Origin of the sequence: Streptomyces albidicamelliae, from assembly GCF_025642175.1 — a bacterium.
GTDB lineage: Bacteria > Actinomycetota > Actinomycetes > Streptomycetales > Streptomycetaceae > Streptomyces > Streptomyces albidocamelliae.
The window spans coordinates 6,607,197-6,633,528 of record NZ_CP106795.1 but is presented as its reverse complement, the minus strand read 5'-3'; the positions used below and the strand labels follow the sequence as shown (position 1 = coordinate 6,633,528).

Annotated in this window: 20 protein-coding genes and 1 pseudogene; 6 read left to right on the top strand and 15 right to left on the bottom strand. The window is 73.3% G+C overall.

Annotated features, from left to right (window positions below; all coding sequences use genetic code 11):
- Positions 1-350: 350 nt before the first annotated feature.
- The 4 genes from N8I86_RS29990 to N8I86_RS29975 all read right to left on the bottom strand — a co-directional run bounded on the left by N8I86_RS29990 (position 351) and on the right by N8I86_RS29975 (position 5,161).
- Positions 351-860 carry an O-acetyl-ADP-ribose deacetylase gene (locus N8I86_RS29990; RefSeq protein ID WP_073897001.1) on the bottom strand — a complete coding sequence of 170 codons (510 nt, stop codon included), beginning with the start codon at positions 858-860 and terminating at the stop codon, positions 351-353.
- Complete coding sequence (locus tag N8I86_RS29985) at positions 857-2,266, bottom strand: phytoene desaturase family protein (RefSeq protein ID WP_073897003.1); 1,410 nt, start codon at positions 2,264-2,266, stop codon at positions 857-859. Before N8I86_RS29985 ends, N8I86_RS29990 begins: the two co-directional genes overlap by 4 nt.
- Positions 2,267-2,408: 142 nt before the next feature.
- On the bottom strand, positions 2,409-3,254 hold the full coding sequence (locus N8I86_RS29980; protein ID WP_073897829.1) for an inositol monophosphatase family protein: 846 nt from the start codon (positions 3,252-3,254) through the stop codon (positions 2,409-2,411).
- A gap of 92 nt (positions 3,255-3,346) precedes the next feature.
- A complete protein-coding gene (locus tag N8I86_RS29975; protein ID WP_263279141.1) occupies positions 3,347-5,161 on the bottom strand; it encodes a gamma-glutamyltransferase family protein in 1,815 nt (604 codons plus the stop codon).
- Between the two features lie 120 nt (positions 5,162-5,281).
- On the opposite strand from N8I86_RS29975, the gene N8I86_RS29970 reads away from it, so the two are divergent.
- The 3 genes from N8I86_RS29970 to N8I86_RS29960 all read left to right on the top strand — a co-directional run bounded on the left by N8I86_RS29970 (position 5,282) and on the right by N8I86_RS29960 (position 7,878).
- A complete protein-coding gene (locus tag N8I86_RS29970) occupies positions 5,282-6,346 on the top strand; it encodes a lipoate--protein ligase family protein (protein ID WP_073897833.1) in 1,065 nt (354 codons plus the stop codon).
- Positions 6,347-6,494: 148 nt separating this feature from the next.
- The gene (locus N8I86_RS29965; RefSeq protein ID WP_263279140.1) at positions 6,495-7,058 is read left to right on the top strand and encodes a hypothetical protein; all 564 of its coding nucleotides are present in this window, start codon (positions 6,495-6,497) and stop codon (positions 7,056-7,058) included.
- A gap of 151 nt (positions 7,059-7,209) precedes the next feature.
- Entirely contained in the window at positions 7,210-7,878 is a 669-nt protein-coding gene (locus tag N8I86_RS29960) for a hypothetical protein (RefSeq protein ID WP_263279139.1), read from the top strand.
- 15 nt (positions 7,879-7,893) lie between these two features.
- Here the strand turns inward: N8I86_RS29960 and N8I86_RS29955 are convergent, their stop codons facing one another.
- The 9 genes and pseudogenes from N8I86_RS29955 to N8I86_RS29915 form a co-directional block, all read right to left on the bottom strand.
- The gene (locus N8I86_RS29955) at positions 7,894-9,420 is read right to left on the bottom strand and encodes an NCS1 family nucleobase:cation symporter-1 (RefSeq protein ID WP_263279138.1); all 1,527 of its coding nucleotides are present in this window, start codon (positions 9,418-9,420) and stop codon (positions 7,894-7,896) included.
- Between the two features lie 121 nt (positions 9,421-9,541).
- Positions 9,542-10,561, bottom strand: coding sequence for a TIGR03842 family LLM class F420-dependent oxidoreductase (locus tag N8I86_RS29950; protein ID WP_073897014.1), 1,020 nt, complete (start codon positions 10,559-10,561; stop codon positions 9,542-9,544).
- A gap of 11 nt (positions 10,562-10,572) precedes the next feature.
- On the bottom strand, positions 10,573-11,976 hold the full coding sequence (gene hydA / locus N8I86_RS29945) for a dihydropyrimidinase (protein ID WP_123440174.1): 1,404 nt from the start codon (positions 11,974-11,976) through the stop codon (positions 10,573-10,575).
- Between the two features lie 91 nt (positions 11,977-12,067).
- Positions 12,068-12,910, bottom strand: coding sequence for a nitrilase-related carbon-nitrogen hydrolase (locus tag N8I86_RS29940; RefSeq protein ID WP_263279137.1), 843 nt, complete (start codon positions 12,908-12,910; stop codon positions 12,068-12,070).
- Between the two features lie 155 nt (positions 12,911-13,065).
- Positions 13,066-14,649, bottom strand: a complete 1,584-nt coding sequence (locus N8I86_RS29935; protein ID WP_263279136.1) for a PucR family transcriptional regulator — start codon at positions 14,647-14,649, stop codon at positions 13,066-13,068.
- A 120-nt stretch (positions 14,650-14,769) separates the two neighbouring features.
- The gene (locus tag N8I86_RS29930) at positions 14,770-16,020 is read right to left on the bottom strand and encodes an aspartate aminotransferase family protein (RefSeq protein ID WP_185091739.1); all 1,251 of its coding nucleotides are present in this window, start codon (positions 16,018-16,020) and stop codon (positions 14,770-14,772) included.
- Between the two features lie 29 nt (positions 16,021-16,049).
- Positions 16,050-16,892, bottom strand: coding sequence for a nitrilase-related carbon-nitrogen hydrolase (locus N8I86_RS29925; RefSeq protein WP_263279135.1), 843 nt, complete (start codon positions 16,890-16,892; stop codon positions 16,050-16,052).
- A gap of 876 nt (positions 16,893-17,768) precedes the next feature.
- Positions 17,769-19,015, bottom strand: a pseudogene (locus N8I86_RS29920) (hypothetical protein).
- A gap of 133 nt (positions 19,016-19,148) precedes the next feature.
- The gene (locus N8I86_RS29915) at positions 19,149-19,400 is read right to left on the bottom strand and encodes a helix-turn-helix domain-containing protein (RefSeq protein WP_073897033.1); all 252 of its coding nucleotides are present in this window, start codon (positions 19,398-19,400) and stop codon (positions 19,149-19,151) included.
- Between the two features lie 64 nt (positions 19,401-19,464).
- Between N8I86_RS29915 and map the strand changes: the two genes are divergently transcribed.
- Positions 19,465-20,241, top strand: coding sequence for a type I methionyl aminopeptidase (gene map, locus N8I86_RS29910; protein WP_263279134.1), 777 nt, complete (start codon positions 19,465-19,467; stop codon positions 20,239-20,241).
- A gap of 293 nt (positions 20,242-20,534) precedes the next feature.
- Positions 20,535-23,078 carry an ATP-dependent Clp protease ATP-binding subunit gene (locus N8I86_RS29905; protein WP_123440169.1) on the top strand — a complete coding sequence of 848 codons (2,544 nt, stop codon included), beginning with the start codon at positions 20,535-20,537 and terminating at the stop codon, positions 23,076-23,078.
- Between the two features lie 60 nt (positions 23,079-23,138).
- Here the strand turns inward: N8I86_RS29905 and ggt are convergent, their stop codons facing one another.
- Positions 23,139-24,938 (bottom strand): gamma-glutamyltransferase, encoded by a 1,800-nt coding sequence (ggt, locus tag N8I86_RS29900; RefSeq protein ID WP_073897835.1) that lies wholly within the window; start codon positions 24,936-24,938, stop codon positions 23,139-23,141.
- A 142-nt stretch (positions 24,939-25,080) separates the two neighbouring features.
- On the opposite strand from ggt, the gene N8I86_RS29895 reads away from it, so the two are divergent.
- The gene (locus N8I86_RS29895; protein ID WP_263279133.1) at positions 25,081-25,827 is read left to right on the top strand and encodes a hypothetical protein; all 747 of its coding nucleotides are present in this window, start codon (positions 25,081-25,083) and stop codon (positions 25,825-25,827) included.
- 25 nt (positions 25,828-25,852) lie between these two features.
- On the opposite strand, the gene N8I86_RS29890 is transcribed toward N8I86_RS29895, so the two are convergent.
- On the bottom strand, positions 25,853-26,125 hold the full coding sequence (locus N8I86_RS29890; RefSeq protein ID WP_073897045.1) for a hypothetical protein: 273 nt from the start codon (positions 26,123-26,125) through the stop codon (positions 25,853-25,855).
- Positions 26,126-26,332 lie beyond the last annotated feature (207 nt).

The window sequence follows — 26,332 nt, the reverse complement described above, 5'->3', positions numbered from 1 at the left end:
GAGACCTTCCGACGGTCTCCATGGCGACGGTCGCATATGCGCCAATCACGCCGACAGGGACGGGTGCATGCGGGCGGGGTGAATCCGCCGGGGTACGCCGTGTGAGATCTTCACATCGCCCTGGTCACCCCGCGTCCGGCGGCGTCCTCGCGCGCATCCGCGGCGGCCTTCGGGGCGGCTCACGGCCGGCCCGCGGTGGTGCTGTTCACGTCGTCGCCCGGAAGCAGCCCGGTCGCCGGGCGGCAGCCTCTCCGCCCGGAAGCAGCTCCGTCGCCCGGAAGCAGCCCCCGTCGCCCGGCGGTTGTCCGGAGCCCTGCGTGCCGTCCGGGTCCCGGGCCCGACGCCGTGCGTCAGCCGAGCTGCCGGCCGAACACGTCGTACGCCCGCTCGTCGAACAGGACGAAGCGCACTTCCTCGACGGACGTCGGCGTCGTGCGCACCGTCCGCGTCGCGATGCGGGCGGCGTCCTCCATGGGCCACCGGTACACCCCCGTGGAGATCGCCGGGAAGGCGACCGTACGGGCGCCCAACTCGTCGGCGACGCGCAGGGACTCGCGGTAGCAGGAGGCGAGCAGGTCCGAGCGGTCCTCGGTGGCGGACCACACGGGGCCCACGGTGTGGATCACCCAGCGGGCGTCCAGTGCGCCCGCCGTGGTGGCGACCGCCTGCCCGGTGGGCAGGCCCTTGCCGTAGTGGGAGGCGCGCAGCCTGCGGCACTCCTCCAGGACGGCCGGGCCGCCGCGCCGGTGGATCGCGCCGTCCACCCCGCCGCCGCCGAGCAGCGAGGAGTTGGCCGCGTTGACGATCGCGTCGACGCTCTGCCGGGTGATGTCGCCCTGGACGAGGGTGATGGTGGTCATGTCTGCCTCAGTCTGCGCCAGACGGCCTTGGCCGCGTTGTGACCCGACATCCCGTGCACGCCCGGTCCCGGCGGAGTGGCCGACGAGCAGAGGAACACCGCCGGGTGCGGGGTCTGGTACGGGAACAGGGACAGTCTGGGCCGCAGCAGCAGCTGGAGCCCGGACGCCGCGCCGCAGCCGATGTCCCCGCCGACGTAGTTGGCGTTGCGGGCGGCCATCTCGGCGGGGCCGGCGACGGCGCGGGCGAGCACCCGGTCACGGAAGCCGGGTGCGTAGCGCTCCAGTTGGCGTTCCATGGCGTCGGTGAGGTCGCCGGTCCAGCCGGCCGGGACGTGTCCGTACGCCCAGAAGACGTGCTTGCCCGCCGGTGCGCGGCCCGGGTCGACGACGCTGGGCTGGACGGTGATCAGGAACGGCCGCTCCGGGGCGCGGCCCTCGCGGGAGGCGGCGCGCAGGGCGGTGTCGATCTCGGTCGCGCTCGCGCCGATCTGCACCGTCCCGGCGACGCGCGCCTCGGGGGCGGTCCAGGGCACCGGTCCGTCCAGCGCGTAGTCGATCTTGAAGACGCCCGGGCCGTACCGGTAGCCGGCGTAGTGGTCGCCGAAGCCGGCGATGCGGGCGAGCGCGGTGGGCGAGGTGTCGAAGACGTAGGCGCGGGCCGGCGGCAGGTCGTCCAGCCGCTTGACCTCGTAGTCGGTGTGCACGGCGCCGCCGAGGTCCTTCAGGAGGGCGGCGAGCGCGTCGGAGACGGCCTGGGATCCGCCGCGGGGCACCGGCCAGCCGCGGGCGTGGGCGGCCAGCGCGAAGACCAGGCCGACGGCGCCGGTGGCGGGGCCGCCGAGGGGGGCCATCACATGCGCGACGAGGCCCGCGAGGAGGGCCTTGGCCCGCTCGTCCTTGAAGCGGCGCATCATCCACGTGTACGGCGGCAGCCCGGCGAGGCCGAAGCGGGCCAGGGTGACCGGGTCGCGCGGGAGCGCCGTCAGGGGCAGGGACATGAAGTCCCGTACGAGCGTGTCCCAGTGGCCGAGGAACGGCGCGACCAGCCTGCGGTACGCGCCCGCGTCGCGCGGTCCGAAGGAGGCGGCGGTCCGGGCCACCGAGCGGGACAGCACGGCCGCGGTCCCGTCGGGGAAAGGGTGCGCCATGGGCAGTTCGGCGTGCAGCCATTCGAGGCCGTAGCGGTCGAGGGGCAGGCCGCGGAACGCCGGGGAGTTGACCCCGAGGGGGTGGGCGGCCGAGCACGGGTCGTGCCGGAAGCCGGGGAGGGTCAGCTCCTCGGTGCGGGCGCCGCCGCCGACGGTGGACCTGGCTTCGAACAGGGCGACGGAGAAACCGCGCCGGGCCAGCTCCACGGCGGCCGTCAGTCCGTTCGGCCCCGCACCCACCACGACCGCATCGAGCATCGACGGCACCTTCGGACCCCTTCGTCAGCCGATGGCCACTGGCGGTCAGGATATGCCGGGGGGCCGGCGCGCCCCGGCCCGGGTGGCCCCGCGGCCGGTCCGGCGTCGGGCCCGGCCGGTCCGGCGGGCCGTGCGCCGCTCGTCAGCCTTCCGCGCGGAGCAGGGCGGACACGCGACGGGCGGTGGCCGCGTCACGGGCGGCGGTGAACGGCAGGGCGTTGCCGCCGGTCACACGGAAGGGTTCGCCGGTGATTGTGAGGTGCGCCCCGCCCGCCTCCTCGACCAGGAGCAGTCCGGCCGCGTGGTCCCAGGCGGCCTCCCAGGAGAACGCCACGGCGTCCAACTCGCCCCGGGCGACGGCGAGGTACTCCAGGCCCGCGGAGCCGCAGGGGCGGGGCGCGACGCCGTCGGTCCACAGGGCGCGCAGTGCGCCCTTCTGCTCGTCGGTGGTGTAGTCGGGGTGGGAGGTGGCGACGACGAGGTCCCGGCCGGGTGCGGGCGGGCCGGCGAACAGCCGCTCGCCGTCGAGGAAGGCTCCCTGGCCGCGCACGGCCGTGGCGAACTGGTCGCGGGCGGCGGCGTAGGTCCAGGAGGCGATGACGACGCCCTCGTGGGCGAGGGCGACCAGGGTGCAGAAGCCGTCGTCGCCGTGCACGAACTGCCGGGTGCCGTCGACCGGGTCGACGATCCACACGGGCGCGTCGCCCTGGAGCGCGTCGTACGTCGCGGGGTTGGCGTGGACCGCCTCCTCGCCGACCACCACCGAGCCGGGCAGCAGGGAGCCGAGGTCCTCGGTGAGCCGGAGTTCGGCGAGCCGGTCGGCGTCCGTGACCAGGTCGTGGGGGCCGCTCTTGGTGTCCACCTCGTGGTCGGCGAGGCGGCGGAAGCGGGGCAGGATCTCGGCCGCGGCGGCCTTGCGGACCGCCTCCTCCACGTCGGCCGAGCAGCGCAGAAGAAACTCTTCGATGGTTTCCGTGTCTTCGTTCATGCCCTCCATGAGAGCACGCACCACTGACAGGCCACGCCGGGCGGGTGGCCGCGCGGTGGATTCCGGATGAACAGCGGGTGCCGCGGCGGACCTCAGCGGCCCACCGCGTATCCCTGCATCCCGCGCGGGTTCGCCGCCGCGAGCAGGACACCGGTCTCCGGGTCGCGGGCGACCGCGCACAGGCGGCCCTCGGACCAGGGGGGTCCGACGGTGACGTCGTGGCCGCGCCGCCGCAGCTCCTCGATCACCCCGGCGTCCGCGCGGGACTCCACGGTGACGCTGCCGGGACGACGCCCGCGCGGGTGGAAGGAGCTGGGGAAGCTGTCGTTGTGCCAGTTCGGAGCGTCGATGGCACCCTGCAGGTCGAGGCCGCCGCGGACCGGGGCGCGCAGGGCGGCGGCGAGGAAGAAGTGCAGCTGCCACTGGTCCTGCTGGTCGCCGCCGGGCGTGCCGAACGCCAGGACCGGCACCCCGCCGCGCAGGGCGAGGGACGGGGTGAGGGTGGTGCGCGGACGGCGGCCCGGGGTGAGGGTGTTCGGCAGGCCCTCCTCCAGCCAGGTCATCTGCAGGCGCGTGCCGAGCGGGAAGCCGAGCTCGGGCACGACGGGATTGGACTGGAGCCAGCCACCGCTGGGCGTGGCCGCGACCATGTTGCCCCAGCGGTCGACGACGTCCAGGTGGCAGGTGTCCCCGCGGGTGGTGCCGTCGACGGCCACGTGGGGTTCGCCGGGGATCTCGGCGACGGTCGGTTCGCCCGCGCCCATCGGGTCGAACGCGCGGTCGCCGTCGTCCACGCGCGCGTGTGCCTGCTCGGGCAGGCGCGGGCTGCGCCCGCCGGGACGGCCCGGGCGCAGCTCGTAGGAGGCCTCCGCGCCGACGAGGGCACGGCGGCCGGCGTTGTACCCGTCCGACAGCAGGTCGGCGAGGGGTACGTCGGCGGCGTCGCCGTACCAGGCCTCGCGGTCGGCCATGGCGAGCTTGCAGCCCTCGATCAGCAGGTGGACGTAGTCGGCGGAGCCGTACGCGGGCAGCTCGGCCGGGAGCAGGGCGAGCTGCTGGAGCAGGGCGGGGCCCTGGCTCCAGGGGCCGGCCTTGCACACGGTCCAGCCGTTCCAGTCGTACGTCACCGGGCTCTCGTAGCTCGCCGACCAGCCGGCGAGGTCGGCCTCGGTGAGCGTGCCGGTGTGCCGTTCGCCGCTGGTGTCCAGGGTGGGCCGGCGGGACTGCCGCACCAGGGCCTCGGCGATGAAGCCGGTGCGCCACACCTCGCGGGCGGCGTCGATCCGGGCCTCCCGGTCGCCGGTCCCGGCGGTCTCCGCGAGCAGCCGCTTCCAGGTGGCGGCGAGGGCCGGGTTGCGCAGCGGTTCGCCGGGCCGGGGCGCCCTGCCGCCGGGCAGATAGAGGTCGGCCGAGGACGTCCACTCCGTCTCGAACAGCCTGCGCACGGTCTCCACGGTCGCGCCGATCCTCTCCACGGGCGGGTGCCCGTGCTCGGCGTAGCCGATGGCGTACCGCAGGACGTCGTCGAGGCTCCGGGTGCCGTGGTCGCGCAGGAGCAGCAGCCAGGCGTCGAAGGCTCCCGGCACGGCGGCGGCGAGCGGCCCGGTACCGGGGACGAGGTCGAGGCCGAGCCCGCGGTAGTGCGCGGCCGTGGCGCCCGCCGGGGCCACGCCCTGCCCGCACAGCACCCGCACCGCGCCGCCCGCGGGGGCGAGCAGGATCGGCACCTCGCCCGCGGGCCCGTTCAGGTGCGGCTCCACCACGTGCAGCACGAACGCCCCGGCCACCGCCGCGTCGAAGGCGTTGCCGCCGGCCTCCAGGACCGCCATCGCCGACTGCGAGGCGAGCCAGTGGGTGGAGGAGACCATGCCGAAGGTGCCCTGGAGGGTCGGCCGGGTGGTGAACAACAGCGTGCTCCTCGGCTCGGGTACGTCGTCCGGGTGATCGTACGGACGGGCCCGGCGGCCGGGGAACACCCCGGTGGCGGGCGGCGTTGATCTCGTGTGGCGGGAACGGAGGCCCAGGCGGTGCACGGTGAGTACAAGGTGCCCGGCGGCAAGCTCGTCGTCGTGGACGTGGACGTCGAGGGCGGCGTGCTGCGGCACGTGCGCGTGGCCGGCGACTTCTTCCTGGAGCCCGACGAGGCGCTGGACGCGGTGAACGGCGCGCTGGAGGGCGCACCGGCGGACACCGACGCGGCGGGGCTGGCCGCGCGGATCGACGCCGCGCTGCCCGCCGGGACGGTGATGTACGGCCTGACCGCGGAGGGCGTCGGCGTCGCGGTGCGCCGGGCGCTGGCCCGGGCGACGGACTGGACGGACTACGACTGGCAGCTGATCCACGAGGGCCCCCAGCCGCCCGCCCTGCACATGGCGCTGGACGAGGTGCTGACCGCCGAGGTCGCCGCGGGCCGGCGGTCGCCGACGCTGCGCGTGTGGGAGTGGGGCGCGCCCTCGGTGATCATCGGCAGCTTCCAGTCGCTGCGCAACGAGGTCGACCCCGAGGGCGCCGCGCGGCACGGCATCGAGGTGGTGCGGCGGATCTCCGGCGGTGGCGCGATGTTCGTGGAGCCGGGCAACACGATCACCTACTCGCTGTCGGTGCCCGAAGCCCTCGTGCAGGGCCTGTCCTTCCAGGACAGCTACGCCTATCTGGACGACTGGGTGCTCGGGGCCCTCGGCGACATGGGCATTAAGGCCTGGTACCAGCCGCTGAACGACATCGCCACCGACCAGGGCAAGATCGCGGGCGCGGCGCAGAAGCGGATCGTCGGCCCCGACGGCGGGCCGGGGGCGGTGCTCCACCACGTGACCATGTCGTACGACATCGACGCCGACAAGATGGTCGAGGTACTGCGGATCGGACGGGAGAAGCTGTCCGGCAAGGGCACCGCGAGCGCGAAGAAGCGGGTCGATCCGCTGCGGCGGCAGACGGGTCTGCCGCGCGAGGCCGTCATCGACCGGATGATCGGCTCGTTCCGCGCCCGGTACGGCCTCGCGCGGGGCGGGATCACCGCGGCGGAGCTGGCCCGGGCCGAGGAGCTGGCCCGGACGAAGTTCACGTCCCCGCAGTGGACGGCGAGGGTGCCGTAGCCACCGGCCTTCCGGTCGGGAGTGGTTCAGGAACGGTTCAAGGGCTGCCCAGCCCCGGGCCAAGGGGTCGTACGGGTTCCGTGTGCGTCCGGGCGACCCGCCCGACATAGCCGGATGTGGCCCGCCGCCCACCGGCTACCGTGGTCGGATGTCCGGCATCGCGTCACGAGCGTCCTCCGAGGCGCCGGCCCCCGGAGACTCCGTCCCGGTCCCGGCCCTGCCGCGGCTGGGCCGGACGTGGTACCGGCGGGGCGCGCCGTACTGGCTGCGCCGCGCCCGGACGGCGGTGTTCGCCGTCCTGGCCATGACGCTGTTCTCCCTCTTCGTGCTGGGGCTGTACGAGGGGGTCCGCGACCTGCTGCCCTCGGCCGCGCGGGAGGTGTGGGACGGCGTGCAGGTGGCCGCGTCCGCGGTGGCGCTGGTGTGGGGCGGGGTGGCGCAGCGCCGGGAGCACCGCGAGGCGCTGCTGGATCCCCCCGATCCCGACCGGGCCCTGCGTGCCCGGCGCGACCACGAGCGGCGCGTCCCGGGCCGGATCGCCCTGGGCCGCGGGCTCGTGCTGCTCGCGGCGCCCGTGATGCCGGCGATCGCGGCCCATGTCGTCGGCCGGCTCGCCGTCCGGCTCACCGTCCGTGAGTACCCCAGCGAGGTCGGCGCCCGCCGCCGACTGGAGGCGCACGCCACCGGGCCCGCGCCCCGGAAAGGAGCATAAGGGGCGAAGCGAAGCGTCGTGACCGGGCTGCCGTGACCGGCCGCGCACACAGCGGAGTTGGCCCTTCCGCCGCACAGACAGTCGTGTGACACTGTCGTCCCCGTCCACACTGCGGACCCTTCCGCGCCCCGTCCCCCACGAGAAGTGCGACGTGCGTTTGCTTCCTCTGCCGCTCGCCCTCACCGCGCGTCTGTCGCCGGTCGCGGTCCTCGCCTGCGCCGGCTGGGCGCTGACGTCCGGCCCGGCGGCACAGCCCGCGGCCACGCACCGGCCGGCGCCCCAGGGCGCGCCCGCCGAGTCCTCCTCCGCCCCGTCGTCGGACGCCGGGGTGAAGACGTACGCCGACGCGCCCTCCCCCTGCGGCAGTGTGCCCGTGGAGACCGTCAAGTCCCTGGTGCCCGGGGCGAAGACGGCGGGCAAGGAGATCCCGTCGACGGACACCAAGCTGCGCCGCACCTGCTCCTGGAACGCGCTCAAGGGCTTCGACTACCGCTGGCTCGACGTGTCGTTCGAGATCAGCGACTCCGACCGGGCGGCGAAACAGCAGTACGAGCAGCGGGTCGGGGAGAAGAGCGGCGGCGGCCCCGTCCCCGGGCTCGGGGACTCCGCCTACTCGGTCGTGAACCTCACCACCCAGGACAAGCAGGAGACCCGGGAGGGCGTGGTCCTCGTCCGCAAGGCCAACGCCCTGGTGGTCGTCACCTACAACGGCAGTGACTTCGAGTCGAAGAAGGCCCCGAGCACGGACGAGATCAACAAGGGGGCCATCAAGGCGGCGAAGGCCGCGGTCGGCGCGCTGGGGGGCGGCCGGTCCGGCTGACCGCCCCCGGCCGCCTCAGGCCGCGGCTCCCCTGCGGCCGGTCGACAGGGTGAGCGCGAGGTAGAGCACCAGGGAGGTGCCGAGCCCCACCACCCAGCCGTAGTCCGCGAGCGGGGAGAGCGCGGGGACGGGCCGGCCGTCGATCAGGGGTTTGAAGCTGGCGCCGCCGATGGCGAGGACGCCGCCCACCAGGAAGGCCACGACCGCCCGCCAGTTCCAGCCGCCGGCGTACCAGTAGCGGCCGCCCGTGCGGTACAGGTCGGCGAGGTCGAGGCGGGTGCGGCGCACGATCCAGTAGTCGGCGACGAGGATGCCCGCGACCGTGCCGAGCAGGCCGCCGACCAGGCCGAGCCAGGTGAAGATGTAGCCCTGCGGGTCGGAGTACAGCTTCCACGGGAAGATCAGCACGGCGAGGACCGCGGTGATCAGCGCTCCGGTGCGGAAACTCACCTTCCTGGGCGCGACGTTGGAGAAGTCGAAGGCCGGGGAGACCAGGTTGGCCGCGATGTTCACGGACAGGGTGGCCACCAGCACGGTCACCAGGGCGTAGAGCAGGCCGACCACGCTGTCGGTCTTGGCGGCGAGCTGGACCGGGTCCCAGACCGGCTCGCCGTACACGGCCTGCGAGCCGGAGGTGACCAGCACCGACAGGAAGGCGAACAGGGTCATCGTCGTCGGCAGACCGAGGGCCTGGCCCCAGGTCTGTGCCTTCTGGCTCCGGCCGTAGCGGGTGAAGTCGGGGATGTTCAGCGACAGCGTGGACCAGAAACCGATCATGCCCATCAGGGAGGGCCAGAACAGCTTCCAGAAGTCGCCGCCCCAGCCCAGCTCGGACGGCTGGTCGAAGAGCGGGCCGACACCGCCGGCCTTGTCGCTCATCCACCACAGCATCACCAGCGCGCCGACGATCACGAAGGGCGCCGCCCAGTTCTCGAAGCGCCGGATGGTCTCCATGCCGCGGTGGATGATCGCGACCTGGATCACCCAGAAGATCGCGAACGACAGCCACATGGTCCAGGCGTGGCCGCCGATCCGTGCGGCGTCGGCCCAGCTGTCGCCGATCAGCTTGCCGGCGAGGAAGTAGATGGCCTCGCCGCCGATCCAGGTCTGGATGCCGAACCAGCCGCAGGCCACCAACGCCCGTACGACGGCGGGCAGGTTGGCGCCGCGCACGCCGAAGGAGGCGCGGGCGAAGACCGGGAACGGGATGCCGTACTTCGGTCCGGCGTGCCCGGTCAGCAGCATCGGCACCAGCACGATCAGGTTGGCGAGGGCGATGGTGAACACGGCCTGTTTCCAGTCCATGCCCACCGCGATCAGCCCGGAGGCCAGGGTCCAGGAGGCGGTGTTGTGGGCCATGCCGACCCACAGGGCGGAGAAGTTGTACGTCGTCCAGGTCCGCTTGGCCGCGGGAACCGGGAGGAGGTCGGCGTTGGCGTACGGGCCGCTGGGCGGCTCGGTGCCGGGTGCGAGTTCCACGCGCCCGTCGGGCAGGGTCACCTGGCCGGACAGGGGTATGGCCGTGGGAGCGGTGTCGGTCATGGGCTGGCCAATCGGGGAGAGAGGGATCGGGGAGAGGCCGTTGCGGGCACCAGCCCCCTCCCCGGGACGGCGGGGAGGGGAGACCAAGAGGGGCGCGGGGGGTTCGGGCCGGCGGTCGGGGTCAGGAGTTGACGGCGGGGATGATCCGGCTGCCGTAGGCGTCGATCGTCGCCTCCTGCGCGTCGTGCATGTCGTACACCGCGAACTGGTCGACGCCCAGAGCGCGGAGCGCCTTCAGCTTCTCCACGTGCTTCTCGGCGGGGCCGATCACACAGAAGCGGTCGACGATCTCGTCGGGGACGAACTGGGTGTCCGGGTTGCCGCTGCGCCCGTGGTGGGCGTAGTCGTAGCCCTGCCGTGCCTTGATGTACTCGGTGAGTTCCTCGGGGACCTGCGCGGAGTGCGCGCCGTACTTGTCGACGAGGTCGGCCACGTGGTTGCCGACCATGCCGCCGAACCAGCGGCACTGCTCGCGGGCGTGGGCGAGGGCCTCGGGCGAGTCGTCCTCGGTGACGTAGGCGGGGGCGGCCACGCAGATCGTCACCTCCGCGGGGTCTCGTCCGGCGGCGACGGCCGCGTCCTTGACGGCCTTCACCATGTACTCGGTGAGGTACAGGTCGGACAGCTGGAGGATGAACCCGTCGGCCTCCTCTCCGGTCATCTTGAGCGCCTTCGGGCCGTACGCGGCCATCCAGACGGGGAGTTCGGCACCTTCCCTGATCCACGGGAAGCGGATCTTCGTACCGCCGAGGTCGGCCTCCTCGCCGTGTCCGAGGGCGCGGATGACCTTCATGGCCTCGCTGATCCGGGCCAGGGTGTTGGGCTTGCGGCCCGCGACGCGCATGGCGGAGTCGCCGCGGCCGATGCCGCAGACGGTCCGGTTGCCGAACATGTCGTTGAGGGTGGCGAAAGTGGAGGCGGTGACCTCCCAGGTGCGGGTGCCCGGGTTGGTGACCATCGGGCCGACCGTCAGCTTCGTGGTGTTGGCGAGGATCTGGCTGTAGATGACGAACGGCTCCTGCCACAGCACGGCGGAGTCGAAGGTCCAGCCGTAGCGGAAGCCGTTGCGCTCGGCCCGCTTCATCAGGCTGATGACGCGGGAGGCCGGCGGATCGGTCTGCAGGACGAGTCCGAAGTCCATGGGCGCCACTCCTAGTTGAGGTACTGACAGGTGGAGCGCGGGGTGTAGACGCCGTGGCCGGCGCGTCCGGTGTACTCCCGCTGGTCGATGACGGGTACGCCGCGCGAGAGCACCGTCTCGACCCGGCCGGTGACGCGTTTGCCCTCGTAGGCCGAGTAGTCGACGTTCATGTGGTGGGTCTCGGCGGACATGACCTGCTCGGCGTGCGGGTCGTAGATGACGACGTCGGCGTCGGCGCCCGGGGTGATGGTGCCCTTCTGCGGGTACATGCCGAACATCCGGGCCGGGGTGGCGCAGGCGATCTCGATCCAGCGGCGGCGGGTGATGTGCCCGTCGACGACGGCCTGGTGGAGCAGGTCCATGCGGTTCTCCACCCCGGGCAGGCCGTTGGGGATCTTGGAGAAGTCGCCGCGGCCCAGTTCCTTCTGGCCGACGAAGCAGAAGGGGCAGTGGTCGGTGGAGACCACCTGGAGGTCGTTGGTGCGCAGCCCCCTCCACAGGGCGGCCTGGTGCTCCCGGGGCCTGAGCGGGGTGCTGCACACGTACTTGGCGCCCTCGAAGTCGGGCTCGGCGAGGTTGTCGGTGGACAGGAACAGGTACTGCGGGCAGGTCTCGCCGAAGACGTTCAGCCCCTCGTCCCGGGCCCGCGCCAGCTCGGCCACCGCCTCCGTGGCCGAGACGTGCACGACGTACAGCGGCGCCCCGGCGACCTGGGCGAGGCGGATGGCGCGGTGCGTGGCCTCGGCCTCCAGCAGGGCCTTGCGGACCTCGCCGTGGAAGCGCGGGTCGGTCTCCCCGCGGGCCAGCGCCTGCTCGACCAGGACGTCGATCGCGATGCCGTTCTCGGCGTGCATCATGATCAGGCCGCCGTTCTCGGCGGAGCGCTGCATGGCCCGCAGGATCTGCCCGTCGTCCGAGTAGAACACCCCCGGATAGGCCATGAACTGCTTGAAGGAGGTGACCCCCTCCTCGATCAGCAGGTCCATCTCCTTCAGCGTCTCCTGGTTCACGTCGGAGACGATCATGTGGAAGCCGTAGTCGATCGCGCAGTTGCCCTCGGCCTTGGCGTGCCAGGCGTCGAGGCCCTCGCGCAGGGTGTGGCCGACGCTCTGCACCGCGAAGTCGACGATCGTCGTCGTACCGCCCCAGGCGGCGGCGCGGGTGCCGGTCTCGAAGGTGTCGGAGGCGAAGGTGCCGCCGAACGGCAGCTCCATGTGGGTGTGGGCGTCGACGCCGCCCGGGATGACGTACTTCCCGGTGGCGTCGATGGTCCGGTCGGCGCCGAACGCCTCGGCGGCGGGGGTGCCGGTGGCGGCGAGGGCGGCGATACGGCCGTCCTCGATCAGCACGTCGGCGTGGATCTCGTCGGACGCGGTGATGACGAGACCACCGCGGATCACTGTTCGGCGGCTCATGGGCCCTCTCCTTCGTGGTCGCCTGCGGGTCGTCGGTGGCCGGTCGCGCGGTTGCCCGCGCCCCGTGCCGGAGCCGTTGCGGGCGCCGTCGTCAGGGCGCCGTCAGCGGCCCGTAGGCGCCCGGCGCGCGGTCGCGGTAGAACTGCCAGCGGTCGCGGACCTCGCGGAGTTTCGCCAGGTCGAGGTCGCGGACGACGAGTTCGGTCTCCTTGTCGCTCGCCACCTCCCCCACGTACTGGGCCTCCGGGTCCACGAAGTAGGTGGTGCCGTAGAAGTCGTTGTCGCCCAGGTCCTCCACGCCGACCCGGTTGATCGCGCCGACGAAGTACTCGTTGGCGACGGCCGCCGCCGGCTGCTCCAGCTGCCACAGGTAGCGGGAGAGGCCGCGCGAGGTCGCCGAGGGGTTGAAGACGATCTCGGCGCCGGCGAGGCCCAGTGCCCGCCAGCCCTCCGGGAAGTGCCGGTCGTAGCAGATGTACACGCCGATCCGGCCGACGGCGGTGTCGAAGACCGGCCAGCCGCTGTTGCCGGGACGGAAGTAGAACTTCTCCCAGAAGCCCCGCACCTGGGGGATGTGGGTCTTGCGGTACTTGCCGAGGTAGGTGCCGTCCGCGTCGATCACGGCGGCCGTGTTGTACAGGACGCCCGGCTGCTCCTCCTCGTACATCGGCAGGACCAGGACGATGCCCAGCTCGCGGGCGAGGGTCTGGAAGCGCCGGACGGTGGGGCCCTCGGGGATCCGCTCTGCGTACTCGTAGAACGCCTTGTCCTGGACCTGGCAGAAGTAGGGGCCGTAGAACAGCTCCTGGAAGCAGAGGACCTGGGCGCCCTGCGCGGCCGCGTCGCGCGCCGCCTGCTCGTGCACCTGGATCATGGATTCCTTGTCGCCGGTCCAGGCGGTCTGGAAGAGGGCGGCTCGGATCACTCGGCTCATCGGGACCTCCGGTAGCTCGGTGTGCCGAGAGCCTAGGAAGCCCGGACGGCCCCTTTGAGTGGCAGCGTGTCACGTCTGCGGGGTCCGGGCGTGCCACCGTGTCACGTGTGCGTGGGCCCATGTTTCACCGCCGTTTTCCCAGGTCGTCGCATGTTTCACCCCTGTTGCGCGTCATGCGCGAGGAGCGCGATGTGCACCGAGGCCGCCTGTTCGAAGTCGTCGAGGTCGACCCCGAGGCGGCCCTGTATCGCCTCCAGGCGGCGGTAGAGGGCGGGCCGGGAGACGTGGTGGAGCTGGGCGGTACGGGACTTGTTGCGGCCCGTCGCCAGGTAGGTCCGCAGGACGTTCAGCAGTTCCGGTTCGGCCGCGCGCAGCAGCCCGTCCAGCTCCCGCTCGGCGAAGGACTGCACGTGCGGGTCGTCCCGCAGCAGCCGGACCAGCCCGCGCAGATGGACGTCCTTCAGCCGTACGACGGCCGGCAGGTCGAGGGCCGCCGTGGAGTCGGCGACGGCCTCGGCGACGTGCCGGGCCTCCCGCAGCCCGGCGGGCACGTCGTCCCAGACGGTGCGCGGTTCGGCGGCGGCGACCGTGGCCGCCGGGTCGGTCTCGTCGCGGAGCCGGGCCGCGAAGTGGGCGGTGAGCGCCTCCGCGTGCTGGTCGCGGGCCAGGCTGAGCAGGACCGCGGTGACCCCGTCGGCCAGCTCGGCGACCAGCCCGGGCAGCCCCAGCATGCGCAGCACCCGGCCGAGCCGGGCCGGGTCCCCGCCGGGTACGACGAGCGGGACGAAGGTCCGCCGGTTGACCGGCAGTCCGGCCGCGCGGGCCCGGGGCAGCACCTGCCGGGCCGGTACGACCCCGAAGACCAGGTCGGTGAGGAGGCTCTGCGCGGACTGCTCCTCCCAGCTGTGGGCGGAGCCGCCGCCGAGCATGCGGTGCAGGACCAGCGCCTCGGCGGCCCGGTCGGCGAGCAGCCGTCCGGTGGCCGTGTCGCCGCGGTAGCCGCACAGCAGCAGCCGGCCCCACCGCTCCCCGCGCCCGCCCAGCTCGGCGCTGATCCAGCCGTCGCCCGCGGCGCCGCCGGCCTGCCGGGCAATGCGTTCCCAGTCGCGCAGCACGTCGTCCACGGCGGACCGCTCCCCCGCCGTGGCGAGGACGCGGTGGGCGAGGTTGGTGACGACGACCGGGCAGCCGCTGTGCTGGGCGACCTCGTCGAGGAGCCGACCGAGCGGGGCGCCGGCCGTGATGAGTCCGGTCAGGGCCGTCCGCACGGTCTCCGACAGACTGACGGCGGCGAACTTCCGGCGCACCAGCCGGCACTGGACCTCCTCCGTCAGTTCGGCGAAGGGGAACGGCCGGTGCAGGACCACCATGGGCAGCCCGCAGCGCTCGGCGGCCCGGCGCATCACCTCGGGCGGGGTGGGGAAGGCCCGGCCGAGGCCGAGCACGACGGCCGAGGCCTCGGCCCGGTGCAGGGACTGGATGTACTCGGCCTGCTTGGCCTCGTCCCCGGCGAGGAGCACCCCGGTGGTGAGCACCATCTCGCCGCCGGTGAGCATCACGCCGACGTCGGCGGCCTCGGCGACGTGCACCCAGCGCACGGCCCGGTCGAGCTGTCCGGCCCCGGCGACCACTTCCGGTTCCCCGGCGAGCACCCGCTCCAGGGTGAGCACCTGGCGGACGGAGAGGACGGGTTCGGACGGCTGCCGGGCGGGGTGGCAAAGGTCGGTGTCGGATGCCATGGCCGTATCCCTCGCTCGGACGGTGGCGCCCCGACGGGGCGCGGGGAACTGCGCGAACGGCCGCGACGGCCCCGCGGACGACCGCCCGCGAGGCCCGTCACGGCTTCCCTCGCCACGCGCCTAGTACGAACTCCGCAGCGCGCGTTCGAGGATGGCCGCCCCTTCCTCGGCCTCCGCCACCGTCAGGGACAGCGGCGGGGCGATGCGCAGGGCGCTGGTGTCGTGGCCGCCGCCCTTCCCGATGAGCAGGCCGCCCTCGCGGGCCGCCTCGAGCACGGCTGCGGCCGCCTTCGGGTCGGCCTCGTCCGTCCCGGGCCGGACCAGCTCGACGCCGATCATCAGCCCGCGTCCGCGCACCTCGCGTACGCCCGGCAGCCTGGCGGCGACGGCCCGCAGCCGCTCGATGAGCAGCCCGCCGACCCGGCGCGCGTTGCCCTGCAGGTCGTGTTCGACCAGGTAGGCGAGGTTGGCGAGGCCGGCGGCCATGGTGATCTGGGTGCCGCCGAAGGTGGAGATGCTGTTCGCGTCGAGGCAGTTCATGATCTCGGCGCGGCCGACGACCCCGCCGATGGACATGCCGTTGCCGATGCCCTTGGCGAAGGTGACGAGGTCCGGCGGGCCGCTGCGGGCGTGCGCCTGCCAGCCCCAGAAGTGGTCGCCGGTGCGGCCCCAGCCGGTCTGCACCTCGTCGGCGATCCACAGGATGCCGTGCTCGTTCAGGACCTCGCGGAAGGCGGCGTAGAGGCCGTCCGGCGGGGAGGTGAACCCGCCCACGCCCTGCACCGGTTCGGCGATCAGCGCGGCGGGCGGCCGGGTGTGGCCGAGGATGTCCCGCAGGTCGGCCACGCAGGCGTCGATGAACGCGCGGTCGTCGAGGTGGGCGTACGGGCCCCGGGTGCGGACGCCGCCGTGGACGTACAGGGTCTGCAGCGGGGACAGCGAGGTCGGGGACCAGCTGCGGTTGCCGGTGATGCCGACCGCGCTGAAGGAGCGACCGTGGTAGCTGTTGCGCATCGCGAGGACCGTGTTGCCGCGCCGGTAGGTGGTGGCGAGCAGCAGCGCGGTGTCGTTGGCCTCGGTGCCGGAGGTCGTGAAGAACACCCGGGCGTCCGGGATGCCGCTCAACTGGGCGATGCGCTCGGCGAGGTCGACCATCGGCCGGTTGAGGTAGAGGGTCGAGGAGTGCAGGATCCGCCCGGCCTGCTCGGTCACCGCCTTGGTCACCTCGGGCAGCGCGTGGGCGGTCATCGTGGTCAGGATGCCGCCGAAGAAGTCCAGGTACCGGTTGCCCGCTGAGTCCCAGACGTGCCGCCCCTCGCCGTGGGTGATCTCCAGCGGGTCGTCGTAGTAGAGCGCGAGCCAGTCGGGCATGACCTGGCGGTGGCGGGAGTAGAGGTCGTTCACGGCTGTACCAGTCCTTCGTAGGCGTCGGGGCGGCGGTCGCGGTAGAAGGCCCACTGCTGCCGCACCTGCTCGATGAGGTCGAAGTCCAGGTCGCGGATGAGGAGTTCCTCGGTCTTGTCGCTGGCGACGTCGCCCACGAACTGCCCACGCGGGTCGACGAAGTAACTCGTGCCGTAGAAGTCGTTGTCGCCGTACTCCTCCTGGCCGATGCGGTTGATGGCGGCGACGAAGTACTCGTTGGCGACGGCCGCGGCGGGCTGCTCCAGCTGCCAGAGGTGGGCGGAGAGACCGCGGTGGGTGGCGGAGGGGTTGTACACCAACTGGGCTCCGTTGAGTCCCAGTTGCCGCCAGCCCTCCGGGAAGTGCCGGTCGTAGCAGATGTACACGCCCACCTTGCCGACGGCGGTGTCGAAGACGGGCCAGCCCAGGTTGCCGGGCTTGAAGTAGTACTTCTCCCAGAAGCCCTTCACCTGCGGGATGTGGTGCTTGCGGTACTTGCCGAGGAACGTGCCGTCGGCGTCGATGACGGCGGCGGTGTTGTAGTAGAAGCCGGACTGCTCGACCTCGAAGACCGGTACGACGATCACCATGCCGGTGTCGCGGGCGAGTTGCTCCATACGGCCGACCGTCGGGCCGTCGGGGACCGGTTCGGCCCACCGGTAGTGCTCCGCCTCCTGGACCTGGCAGAAGTAGGGGGCGTTGAAGACTTCCTGGAACCCGATGATCTTCGCGCCCCGGCGGGCCGCCTCGCGGGCGTACTCCTCGTGTTTCGCCACCATGGACTCGGTGTCGCCGGTCCAGGTGGCCTGGACCAGCGCGGCGCGGACGACGTTGGCCATGAGCTGCTCCTTCGACGCGGCCTCAGAGCCTCTACGCCCGTAGAGCAGGGCGTAGAGGGACGAAAGTAAGCCTCCGGGCGCCCCTTGCCAAGACCATCGTCGTCAACCCGCGGAGTCGATCACGTTTCACACTCCTGTGGGTGAGCGAAGCCGCCCGGCCAGGCGGCGGACGGGGCCCGCCGAGGCCGGGTCCCGGGGGGGTGCCTCACGGCGGGGTGGCGGATAGGGCGGGGCCCGGCCGACGAGGCACGGGGCAGCCGACGGATCGAGGCCCGGCCGGCAAGGCGGAGGCCCGGCCGACGAGGCAGGGGGCGGCCGACGAGGTAGGGGGCGGCCGGCAAGGCGGAAGCCCGGCCGACGGGGCGGGGGCCGCCCGACAGGCACGGGGCGGCCGACGAGGCGGAGGCCCGGCCGACCAGGTAGGAAGCAGCCGACGAGGCGGAGGCCCGGCCGACCAGGTAGGAAGCAGCCGACGAGGCGGAGGCCCGGCCGACCAGGCGGGGGCGGCCGGCAAGGCGGAAGCCCGGCCGACGAGGCAGGGAGCAGCCGACGAGGCAGAGGCCCGGCCGACCACGCAGAAAGCAGCCGAAGAGGCGGAAGCCCGGCCGACCACGCAGAAAGCAGCCGGCAAGGCGGAGACCCGGCCAGCACGGCGGAAGCCCGGCCGACGAAGCAGGGCCCGGCCAACAAGGCGGAAGCCCGGCCGACGAGGCAGGGGGCGGCCGACGAGGCGGAAGCCCGACAGGCAAGGCGGAAGCCCGGCCGTCGAAGTGGCTGCCCGGTGAGGCGGCAGCGGGCGGCGGGACGCGCTCCGGCGTTCCATGGGGCGACCGGTCCCACGGGCCCGCACGGCGCGCACCGGGTTCGGCGGGGGCGTCACGGGGCGTGGCCGGCGACGCGGAGGGCGTGGACGAGGTCCCAGTGGCGTTCGGTGGAGACGGCGCGGGCCGCCTCCAGGAGAAGGGGGACGAGGCGGTCGGGGGCCGCGGCGACGCTCCGGGCGGCCTCTTCGGGCGTACGCATGCGCACGTACGCGTCCAGCAGGGCCCGCACCTCCCGAACGCGCCCCTCGCCCGCCAGCCGCAGCACGGCGGCGCCGATCTGGTCCGCCGGGCGCACCACGCCCTGCCTGAGCATCTGGCGGCCGTCGGCGTCCCGGCCGGCCCCGGCCAGCGCGTCGGCCGCGGCGACCAGCCGCTCGGCGGGCAGCGCGGCGGACTCCCACAGCAGGGTCGCCCAGTCGGCGCCGAGCCCCGCCCGGTGCAGGGCGTCCGCGAGCAGCGGGAGCCGGCCGGCGGGCCACCCCGAGGCCTCCACCAGCAGCGCGTGCGCCTCCCCGCTGCGCCCCTCCGCCCGCAGCCGCGCCAGCCGCTCCACCGCGCGCTCGACGGCCTCGGCGTCCGCGTCGTCGACCGGGTCGACGGGGACCGGCACCGGCTCGGCCTCCGCCGCGGCCCCGGCGAACCGGGCCCCCGCGGCGCGCGCCGCCCACCGCGCGGCTCCGCCACCGGCAGCGGCGTCCGCGGTACGGGCACCGCGGCGGCCTCGTCCCCGGCCAGCCCGGCGAACCGGGCACCGCCGCGACGGCGTCCGCGGGCCGCCGCCGCCTCGGCCGGCTTACGCGCCAACCCCTCCAGACGTGAGCGGAGTTCGGCGCAGCGGGCGGTGGCACGGTCGTGGTCGTCCTGGGCCCAGGCGAGGTCGAGGCGCAGGGCTTCCGCCTCCTGCGGGGAGGCCGGCGCCGACAGCAGGCGGCTCAGTTCGGCCTGGCGTTCGGCGGCGTACCGCTGCTCCCCGAGCATGGCGTCGAGCCGGCCCGTCAGGGCGTCCCGGGCGCCAGGCCGGGCGTCGTACGCACCGGTCGCGGCGGTGTGCAGCGCACGGGCCCGCTGCCGCTCGGCCGTCGCGGCGGCGGGACCGTACGCCGCACCGAGGTCGTGGAGCAGCGCCTCCACCACGTCCCAGGGCAGTACCTCCCGCCCGTCCAGGCAGGCCTGCATGCCCTCCGGGTCGCGCTGCCAGAAGACCGCGCTCCAGCCTCCGCCCGGGTCGAGGCGCACCATGAGGCCGTCCAGGTAGCTCGCGAACTCCCGTACCCGATCGGGGAGTCGATCCCATGCCATCGCCCAGCTCCCGCCCGACTGCCAGCACTCCGGTCGGTAGGCAACACCAGTTGTGTTACGGGACTGCTACGCAGAGTTTTCGAAAAGCCTGCGGGCGGCTCGGCAGGGCGGCGGGCCTGCGCGGACGGACGCGTCAGACGACCACCAGCGCGCACCGCTCGACGATGTCGTCCATCGAAAGACCGAGCACCCGGGCGAGCGCGGCCACCGTGAAGAACGCGGGAGTCGGCGCCCGGCCCGTCTCGATCTTGCGGAGGGTTTCGGCCGAGACGCCGGCCTCGGCGGCGACCTCGGGCATGCTCCGGCCGCCGCGCGCCTGGCGCAGCAGCCGCCCGAGCCGCTCGCCGCGTTCGCGCTCTTCGGGGGTGAGAGGGGTGCGCACCATGGAACCGATTCTAATACCGCCCCCACGACAGGACGCCTATTCAAATACCGGTATAGTAATTGGCATGGTGGAGTTGAAGACGGACGCATCGATCGACGCGATGCACGCGGCGGGCCGGGTCGTCGGCCGGGCCCTCACGGCCGTACGGCAGGCCGCGCGCGTGGGCGTCTCCCTGCTGGAGCTGGACGAGATCGCACGGGAGGTGCTGCGCGAGGCGGGGGCGTCGTCGCCGTTCCTCGGCTATCGCCCCTCGTTCGCACCGACCCCGTTCCCGGCGGTGATCTGCGCGTCGGTCAACGACGCGATCGTGCACGGCATCCCGACCCGGTACCGGCTGCGCGACGGCGACCTGCTCTCCGTCGACTGCGGCGCCGAGCTGGACGGCTGGGCCGGGGACTCGGCGGTCAGCTTCGTGGTGGGCCGTCCGCGGCCGGCCGACCTCCGGCTGGTCGACACCGCCGAGCGGGCGCTGGCGGCGGGGATCGAGGCGGCCGTGCCCGGCAACCGCATCGGCGACATCGCGCACGCCGTCGGCAGCGTGTGCCGTACGGCCGGCTACGGCATCCCGCAGGGCTTCGGCGGCCACGGGGTGGGCCGGCGTATGCACGAGGACCCCGAGGTGCCGAACGAGGGCCGCCCCGGACGCGGCCTCCCCCTCCGCCCCGGCATGGTCCTCGCCATCGAGCCCATGCTGATCGCGAGCGGCAGGGACCACTACTACGAGGCCGACGACGGCTGGACGCTGCGCACGACCGACGGCTCCCGCGCGGCCCACGCCGAGCACACCGTGGCCGTCACGGAGTCCGGCCCCCGCGTCCTGACGGCCCGGGAAGCCCTCTGACCGAAGCGACACGCGAGCCGTGAGCCGTCACCTCGGCCGGCGGCGCCCCGCCCCGCCCGGGCCGCGTCGGCGGCCGTCCGGGCCGGCGGGGCGGAAGCGCACCCGCCCGAGGCCCGCTGGACGCCCTCCGCCCCGCGGGCCACGGGCCTCCGCCCGGAGGCTGCGGACAGAACCGGCATCTCCGTCCGAAGGCGAACATGCCCACCCCCACGGATCGTGACATCGTGGGCATGAGCAACCCGCTCCTGGGTTACCCGGCCGCTCCGCTTGTCGTCAGCGAAGGAACCCATGCCATGACCAACGGCTACCCTCCTGACCCCTTCGGTGAGTTCCTGGCCCGCTTCTTCAGCGGTGCCGTGGGCGGGGCCAACCGCCCTCGCCACATCGACATCGGCCGACTGCTCAGCCAGCCGGCCCGGGAGCTGGTCAAAGGGGCCGCCCAGTACGCCGCCGAGCACGGCAGCCGGGATCTGGACACCCAGCACCTGCTGCGCGCCGCGGTGTCCACCGAGCCCACCCGGAGCCTGCTGAGCCGGTCCGGCGCGGATCCCGACTCGCTCGCGACGGAGATCGACGACCGTTCCGGGCCCGTCCAGCACCAGGCGGGCGAGGTACCGCCGCCGACCTCGCTCTCGCTGACCCCGGCCGTCAAACGGGCCCTGCTCGACGCGCACGACATGGCGCGGGCGAGCGGCGCCGGGTACATCGGCCCGGAGCACGTGCTGAGCGCCCTGGCCTCGAACCCCGACTCGGCGGCCGGGCACATCCTGAACGCGGCCCGGTTCTCGGCGGCGGGCTCCCTGCCGCCCGAGACGCCGGAGAGCACGCAGACCCGCCCCGAGCGGCAGCGGCCCACCTCCACACCCACCCTGGACAAGTACGGCCGCGATCTGACCGAGCTGGCCCGGCAGGGCCGCGTCGACCCCGTCATCGGCCGGGACACGGAGATCGAGCAGACCATCGAGGTGCTGTCGCGGCGCGGGAAGAACAACCCCGTGCTGATCGGTGACGCGGGCGTCGGCAAGACCGCCATCGTGGAAGGGCTCGCGGAACGGATCGCCGACGGGGACGTGCCGGACGTGCTCGCCGGGCGGCGGGTGGTCGCCCTGGACCTCACGGGGGTCGTGGCCGGCACCCGCTACCGGGGCGACTTCGAGGAACGCATGAACAACATCGTGGAGGAGATCCGCGCCCACTCCGACCGGCTGATCGTCTTCATCGACGAGCTGCACACCGTGGTGGGCGCCGGCTCGGGCGGCGAGGGCGGCGCCATGGACGCGGGCAACATCCTCAAGCCCGCGCTGGCCCGCGGCGAGCTGCACATCGTGGGCGCGACCACCCTGGAGGAGTTCCGCCGGATCGAGAAGGACGCGGCGCTGGCCCGGCGGTTCCAGCCGGTCCTGGTGCCCGAGCCGACCGTCGAGGACACGATCGAGATCCTGCGCGGGCTGCGCGACCGGTACGAGGCGCACCACCAGATCCGCTACACCGACGAGGCCCTGGTCGCGGCCGTGGAGCTGTCGGACCGGTACCTCACCGACCGCCGGCTGCCGGACAAGGCGATCGACCTGATCGACCAGGCGGGCGCGCGGGTCCGGCTGGGCGCCCGGTCGAAGGGCGCGGACGTGCGCGCGATGGAGCGCGAGGTGGAGCAGCTGGTCTGCGACAAGGACCAGGCCGTCGCTGACGAGGACTACGACCGCGCCAAGGAGCTGCGCGACCGCATCGGCGAGCTGAAGCGGCGCATCACCGAGGCGAGCGACGACGACAGGGGCGACGAGGGGCTGGACCTGGAGGTGACGGCCGAGGCCATCGCCGAGGTGGTGTCCCGTCAGACCGGCATCCCGGTCAGCCGCCTCACGCAGGAGGAGAAGGAGCGGCTGCTCGGCCTGGAGACGCACCTGCACCAGCGGGTCGTCGGCCAGGAGGAGGCCGTCGGCGTGGTCGCGGAGGCCGTGCTGCGCTCCCGCGCCGGGCTCGCGAGCCCGAACCGGCCGATCGGCAGCTTCCTCTTCCTCGGCCCGACCGGCGTCGGCAAGACCGAGCTGGCCCGGGCGCTGGCCGAGGCGCTGTTCGGCAGCGAGGACCGCATGGTCCGCCTGGACATGAGCGAGTACCAGGAGCGGCACACGGTGTCCCGGCTGGTGGGCGCCCCGCCCGGGTACGTCGGCCACGAGGAGGCCGGGCAGCTCACCGAGGTGGTGCGCAGGCACCCCTACTCGCTGCTGCTGCTCGACGAGGTGGAGAAGGCGCACCCGGACGTCTTCAACATCCTGCTCCAGGTGCTGGACGACGGCCGCCTGACCGACTCCCAGGGGCGGACGGTGGACTTCACCAACACCGTCATCGTCATGACGAGCAACCTCGGCTCCGAGGCGATCACCCGGCGCGGCGCCGGCATCGGCTTCGGGCCGGGTGGCGCGGAGGCCGACGAGGAGGCGCGGCGCGAGCAGATCCTGCGGCCGCTGCGCGAGCACTTCCGGCCCGAGTTCCTCAACCGCATCGACGAGATCGTGGTCTTCCGGCAGCTGACCAGCGAGCAACTGCGGCAGATCACCGACCTGTTGCTGGAGGGCACCCGGCGGCTGCTGGACGGGCAGGGCGTCGGGGTCGAGTTCACGACCGCGGCCGTGGACTGGCTCGCCGAGCGCGGCTACCAGCCGGAGTACGGCGCCCGGCCGCTGCGCCGCACCATCCAGCGCGAGGTCGACAACCAGCTGTCCAGGCTGCTGCTCGACGGCACGATCTCGGAGGGCAGCCGGGTCACGGTGGACGTGAAGGACGGGCGGCTGGACTTCCGCACCGGTGACGCCCCGCACCCCGCGCCGGAGTTGTGAGGATCACGGCGCCGCGCCCCGCCGGGGGGAACAGCGCCGTGACGTCGGGCGAAGCGGGCCCTAGCGCGCCGGACGCACGACCATCGCCGAGCCGCCGCCGCGCCGTACCTTCTCGGCGGCCGCCAGCCACTTCCCGTCGGGCAGCCGCTGCACACCGGTGGCCGCGCCGATCTCCGGATTGAGTTTGAAGCTGTGCCCGATCGCCTCCAGCCGCGACCGCAGGTCGCTGTCGTAGAGGGCGGGTTCCAGCTCGGTCTGGGCCGCGTTGCGCTGGCTGGCGCGGGGTGCGGCGATCGCGTCGACCAGGGGCAGCCGCCGGTCCAGGAACCCGGTGAGCGTCTGCAGCACGGTGGTGATGATCGTCGCGCCGCCGGGTGAACCGAGGGCCACGACGGGCCGGTTGTGCCCGTCGAGGACGATCGTCGGCGAGATGGACGAGCGGGGCCGCTTGCCCGGGCCCGGCAGGTTCGGGTCGTGCACGGCGGGGTTGGCCGGGGTGAAGGAGAAGTCGGTCAGCTCGTTGTTGAGCAGGAAGCCGCGGCCGGGCACGGTGATGCCGCTGCCGCCGGTCTGCTCGATGGTGAGCGTGTAGGCGACGACGTTGCCCCACTTGTCGGCCACGGTCAGATGGGTGGTGTTCTCGCCCTCGTAGGTCGTGGGCGCCGTCGTACCGCCCTTGCCGCAGGCCGCCGGGTGGCGCGGGTCGCCGGGGGCGAGCGGGCTGCCGAGGACGGCGTCGTCCTTGATCAGGCAGGCGCGGGAGTCGGCGAACCGCTGCGACAGCAGCTCCTTCGTCGGTACGTCCTCGAAGGCGGGGTCGCCGACCCAGCGCCCCCGGTCGGCGAAGGCGATACGGCTCGCCTCGATGAAGTGGTGCAGGTACTGCACCTGATCGGCCTTCGAAAGGTCGCTGTTCTCCAGGATGTTGAGGGCCTCGCCGACCGTCGTGCCGCCGGAGGAGGAGGGTGCGATGGAGTACACGTTCAGGCCGCGGTACGACGTCCTGGTGGGCGCCTGGAGCTTGGCGCGGTAGACGGCGAGGTCCTTCTCGGCCAGCTTGCCGGGGCGGGCGTTCCAGCCGGAGGCGGGGTCGACCGGCGGGTGCTCGACCGTCTTGACGATGTCGTCGCCGATGTCCCCGCGGTAGATCGCGTCGGCGCCCTCGCGGCCCAGTTGCTCGTAGGTGCGGGCGAGTTCGGGGTTCTTCAGCGTGGAGCCGACCTCGGGGAGCCGCCCGTTCGGCAGGAACAGCCTGGCGGTGTCGGGGAAGTAGCGGAACCGGGTCTCGTTGGACGCGGTCTGGGAGCGGAAGGTGTCGTCCACCGTGAAGCCGTCGCGGGCGATCCGTTCGGCGGGCCGCAGGACGGTGCGGAGCTTCTGGCTGCCCCACCGGTCCAGTGCCGTCTGCCAGGTGGCGGGGGTGCCCGGGGTGCCGACGCTCAGGCCGCTGCTGACGGCGTCGGCGAAGGCGAGCGGCTTGCCGTTCTCCGTGAAGAGGTCGGAGTCGGCGCTGAGCGGTGCGGTCTCACGGCCGTCGACGGTGTGCACCGTACGGGTCCTGGCGTCGTAGTAGACGAAGTAGCCGCCTCCGCCGACGCCGGCGGAGTAGGGCTCGGTGACGCCGAGGGCGGCGGCCGTGGCGACGGCCGCGTCGACCGCGTTGCCGCCGTGCTTCAGTACGTCGATGCCGGCGGCGGAGGCGTCCGCGTCGACGCTGGAGACGGCTCCGCCGTAGCCGACCGCCACGGGGACCTTGGCTGGCTTCCCGTCCGCCGCTGCGGGCGGCGCCGTCGCGCCCGCCGACACCACGACGGCCGAGACCGCCAGAACCACGAGTTTCCGGGTACCGGGACGACCCATGCGTACCTCCCGTCGGGACAGTCCGCGCAGCGTAACGAGATCGCCGTAGTACCGACAGTACGCCTCGACGACCTGCCACACGAACGTCACACGTCGAACACGGGTACGTACCGGCCGCCTCGGCCCGCTACCATGCGCGGCCATGAACGACGACGTGCGCAACATCGTTTTGGGCGTGGTGGCGGCGGGTGTCTCCGCCTCGCTCGGCTGGGTCGCCCGTACCTATCTGTGGCGGCGAAGACTGCGGCGCAAGCAGGTCTTCTTCGGGCTGCCGGACCACTCCGAGTCGCTGCTGGTGGTCAACCGCAACGCGGGCGGGCCCGAGTTGTCGGTGATGCGGCACGACGTGTTCGCCCTGCTGGAGCTCTCGGCCCTCATCAAGGACTGCAACGCGCACGCGCAGGTCGTCGCGCACGACGCCACCCAGCAGGGGTTCGGCGAGCGCACGGAGTTCTGCCTCGGCGGTCCCGCCTCGAACCGCCGGATGGCGGCCCATCTCTCCTCGTTGCTGCCGGGCGTCCGCATCAACGTCGAGGCGGAGGCGGGGCCGGAGCTCGGCGCCTTCCGGATCGGCGGGAACGACTACCGGATGCAGAGCGGGAAGAGCGAGTACGTCCTGCTGGCCCGGCTGACCGCGGGCGGCCGGCACGACGCCCGGCCGGTGTTCCTCTTCTGCGGCCAGCGGGCCATCACCAACCAGGCCGCCACCCGCTATCTCGCCCGGCACTACGAGCGGCTGGCCCGCAAGCACGGCGCCGGCTCCTTCGTGCTGCTGCTGAAGGTGGTCAACTCGCAGGCGTACGGGCCCGATGTGGTCGAGCTGGTCGCCGATGTGACGCGGGCGGCGCAGGCGCCGGTGCCGGAACCGGCCGCGACGGGCACGGCCTAGGCCCCGGGCAGCCGCCGCGGCGTCGTCAGACCGCCGGGAAGCCGCTGGAGCTGCGCACCTCGGACAGCGCCTTCTTGATGGTGACCTTCGCGAAGTAGCCGGCGCCGAAGAATATGCACTGGACGACGTACCAGAACTTCTCGGCCCCGGTCATCTCCACCAGGCCGTACTCGCTCAGGGCCTTCTTCACCGGGACCTTCTGCATGTAGGCGGCGCCGAAGTAGACGCAGCCCAGGATGTACCAGAACTTCTCCGCGGAGGTGGTGGTGCCCTGACCGAGGTACTGCCGTTCCGACATGACGTGCCCTGCCTTTCGCATACAACGGGGTGACTGCGGATCCGGGGAGGTACGCGCCGGTCCGGACCCTCGCGGGCAGGCTCGGGCGGCAGCCGCGCCGGCGCGGACGTGCGGCGGCGTGCCGAAGCACGAGTGGAGATTGGCGTGATACGCACTTGTCACGGTGCTGGTCGTCGTGACGACCAGCCGCCCCCGGATGCGCAAGCG

Excerpts from the sequence above, each read along its gene's own strand:
- N8I86_RS29990 (WP_073897001.1), bottom strand. The coding sequence starts at position 860 with ATGACCACCATCACCCTCGTCCAGGGCGACATCACCCGGCAGAGCGTC.
- N8I86_RS29985 (WP_073897003.1), bottom strand. The coding sequence starts at position 2,266 with ATGCTCGATGCGGTCGTGGTGGGTGCGGGGCCGAACGGACTGACGGCC.
- N8I86_RS29980 (WP_073897829.1), bottom strand. The coding sequence starts at position 3,254 with ATGAACGAAGACACGGAAACCATCGAAGAGTTTCTTCTGCGCTGCTCG.
- N8I86_RS29965 (WP_263279140.1), top strand. The coding sequence starts at position 6,495 with ATGTCCGGCATCGCGTCACGAGCGTCCTCCGAGGCGCCGGCCCCCGGA.
- N8I86_RS29955 (WP_263279138.1), bottom strand. The coding sequence starts at position 9,420 with ATGACCGACACCGCTCCCACGGCCATACCCCTGTCCGGCCAGGTGACC.
- N8I86_RS29950 (WP_073897014.1), bottom strand. The coding sequence starts at position 10,561 with ATGGACTTCGGACTCGTCCTGCAGACCGATCCGCCGGCCTCCCGCGTC.
- hydA (WP_123440174.1), bottom strand. The coding sequence starts at position 11,976 with ATGAGCCGCCGAACAGTGATCCGCGGTGGTCTCGTCATCACCGCGTCC.
- N8I86_RS29940 (WP_263279137.1), bottom strand. The coding sequence starts at position 12,910 with ATGAGCCGAGTGATCCGAGCCGCCCTCTTCCAGACCGCCTGGACCGGC.
- N8I86_RS29935 (WP_263279136.1), bottom strand. The coding sequence starts at position 14,649 with ATGGCATCCGACACCGACCTTTGCCACCCCGCCCGGCAGCCGTCCGAA.
- N8I86_RS29930 (WP_185091739.1), bottom strand. The coding sequence starts at position 16,020 with ATGCCCGACTGGCTCGCGCTCTACTACGACGACCCGCTGGAGATCACC.
- N8I86_RS29925 (WP_263279135.1), bottom strand. The coding sequence starts at position 16,892 with ATGGCCAACGTCGTCCGCGCCGCGCTGGTCCAGGCCACCTGGACCGGC.
- N8I86_RS29915 (WP_073897033.1), bottom strand. The coding sequence starts at position 19,400 with ATGGTGCGCACCCCTCTCACCCCCGAAGAGCGCGAACGCGGCGAGCGG.
- map (WP_263279134.1), top strand. The coding sequence starts at position 19,465 with ATGGTGGAGTTGAAGACGGACGCATCGATCGACGCGATGCACGCGGCG.
- N8I86_RS29905 (WP_123440169.1), top strand. The coding sequence starts at position 20,535 with ATGACCAACGGCTACCCTCCTGACCCCTTCGGTGAGTTCCTGGCCCGC.
- ggt (WP_073897835.1), bottom strand. The coding sequence starts at position 24,938 with ATGGGTCGTCCCGGTACCCGGAAACTCGTGGTTCTGGCGGTCTCGGCC.
- N8I86_RS29895 (WP_263279133.1), top strand. The coding sequence starts at position 25,081 with ATGAACGACGACGTGCGCAACATCGTTTTGGGCGTGGTGGCGGCGGGT.
- N8I86_RS29890 (WP_073897045.1), bottom strand. The coding sequence starts at position 26,125 with ATGTCGGAACGGCAGTACCTCGGTCAGGGCACCACCACCTCCGCGGAG.